The following is a 2,152-nucleotide window of genomic DNA, read 5'->3' as shown; positions in this document are numbered from 1 at the left end:
CATCAGCGCAAGGTCAGCGGCCCGTGAGATCTGTTCAAGCTCGTCGCGCGAGTCCGAGACGCTGGAAAGGATCTTGTAGAACTCCTGGATAAGCGCGTCCATCTTCTCGCGCAACAGGTCACGGCCCTGCTCAGCAAGCTTGATCTGCGCCTTCTTCTTCATCAGCTCCATCCGCGTGGGCTTGACCTGCTCCATGTCCGTTCAGCTCCCTAACTCCCTTCGCTCTTCACATCCCCGCTCTTTTCCTGCTGCGCAGCTGCCTCATGCGCTGCCGGGTGGTACTTCGCGATGTGCTCGCGCTTGATCCGTTTCAGCTCATCGACCGGCAGGGTCGAGAAGAGGTCCCATGCAATGGCAAACGTGGTCTCAATGGCCCGGTCTTCATCTCCCTGCGTGATGAAATGCCGCTCGAATGCATCCGCGAACTTCAGGTACTTCCGGTCAAGGTCCGTGAGCGCTTCCTCGCCCACGATTGCCACGAGCCGTCGCAGGTCGCGTCCGTACGCATAGCTGGCATAGAGCTGGTCGGCAACGCCCCGGTGATCTTCCCGGGTCTTGCCCGGGCCGATCCCGAGATTCATGAGCCGCGAGAGGCAGGGCAGGGCATCGACCGGCGGGTCGCCGCCGCGCCGGAAGATGTCACGCGAGAGCACGATCTGCCCCTCCGTGATGTAGCCCGTGAGGTCGGGAACCGGGTGGGTGATGTCGTCATCGGGCATCGTCAGGATTGGGATCTGCGTGATCGAGCCTTTCTTTCCTTTCAGCCGCCCGGCCCTCTCGTAGATGGAGGCAAGGTCAGTGTACATGTAGCCCGGATACCCGCGCCGGCCCGGCACCTCTTCGCGGGCAGTCGAGATCTCGCGGAGCGCCTCGCAGTAGTTGATCATGTCCGTTAAGATCACGAGCACGTGGAGGTTGTGGGCAAAAGCGAGGTGTTCTGCCACAGTCAGACCGCACCGGGGAGCCGCGAGCCGCTCAACTGTCGGGTCGTCGGCAAGGTTCATGAAGAAGACCACGCGGTCGAGTGCCCCCGTCCGTTCGAAGTCCTGCATGAAGAACGAGGCCTCCTTGTGCGTGATCCCCATGGCAACGAAGACCACCGCGAACTCCTCGCCCTCGCCCCGGACCTTTGCCTGCCGGGCGATCTGGGCAGCGAGCTTGCTCGCAGGGAGACCGGAGCCGGAGAAGATCGGCAGCTTCTGGCCACGGACGAGCGTGTTGAGGCCGTCAATCGCTGACATGCCGGTCTGGATAAAGTCCGCCGGCTTGTCCCGTGCCGACGGGTTGATCGGCTCCCCGGCAATGTCAAGCACCGCCTCCGGGATGATCTCGGGGCCACCGTCCCGGGGCGTTCCCACGCCCGTGAAGATCCGGCCCAGCATATCCTTTGAGACTGCGATCCGGGCCGGCTCACCAATAAACCGGGCCGTTGTCCCGACAAGGTCGATCCCCCGCGTGCCCTCGAAGACCTGGACGACCGCATGCTCCTCCGAGATATCGAGCACTTGCCCGGTCCGGACCTCGCCGTCTTTTAAGGTGATCTTCACGATCTCGCCGTACGATGCACCGAGGACGCCGGAGACAAAGATGAGCGGGCCTGAAACATAGTCAATGGTCCGGTATTCCTTCGTGAGAAGAGACGAGTCCTTCATCGCTCCACCTCCAGCCGCGCTACCGCAGCAGTCACTTCATCGATCATCTTCCGGACCGCATCCGCATCGGCCGCTTCCTTCATCCGCCCGATGGTTGCCCGGAGTGGGAGTGCCTGCACCTGCCGCAGGCTCACGCCCCGGTTCATCGCCAGGTTCACCTGCTCGTAGTAGGTCATGATCACCTTCAGCATCAGGTACTGCTTGTCAACAGGACAGAACGAGTCAGTATCGCTGTACGCGCTCTGCTGGAGGAAGTCCTCGCGGATCATCCGCGTAACTTCGAGGATTGCCTTCTCGCTGTCGGGCAGGGCGTCCGGGCCAACAAGCTGGACGATCTCCTGCAGCTCGACCTCCTTCTGGAGCAGGTACATTGCCTGCTCCCGGAGTTCCCGCCAGTCGCGGGCAATGGATTTGTCATACCATTCCGCGATGCAGTCAAGGTAGAGGCTGTAGCTCTTGATCCAGTTCACGGACGGGAAGTGCCGGCGGTAGGCGAGATT

At 61.9% G+C, this 2,152-nt stretch carries 2 protein-coding genes and 1 pseudogene; all 3 read right to left on the bottom strand.

Annotated elements, in window-relative coordinates:
• A partial coding sequence (locus CW742_RS11115; RefSeq protein WP_292420380.1) for a V-type ATP synthase subunit D occupies nt 1-195 on the bottom strand: 195 nt, incomplete at its 3' end.
• 14 nt (nt 196-209) lie between these two features.
• Nucleotides 210-1,652, bottom strand: a complete 1,443-nt coding sequence (locus CW742_RS11110; RefSeq protein WP_292420378.1) for a V-type ATP synthase subunit B — start codon at nt 1,650-1,652, stop codon at nt 210-212.
• Nucleotides 1,649-2,152, bottom strand: a pseudogene (locus CW742_RS11105) (V-type ATP synthase subunit A); the annotation flags it as partial. The gene CW742_RS11110 and the pseudogene CW742_RS11105, both read right to left, overlap by 4 nt.

This window comes from Methanoregula sp. (genome assembly GCF_002835825.1).
Classification (GTDB): Archaea; Halobacteriota; Methanomicrobia; order Methanomicrobiales; family Methanospirillaceae; genus Methanoregula.
Note: the sequence above shows the minus strand (reverse complement) of the source record. Positions and strands in the feature narration are given on the sequence as shown.

What these genes read in the sequence shown, in the direction of transcription:
- CW742_RS11110 (WP_292420378.1), bottom strand. Translation starts at nt 1,652, where the DNA reads ATGAAGGACTCGTCTCTTCTCACGAAGGAATACCGGACCATTGACTAT.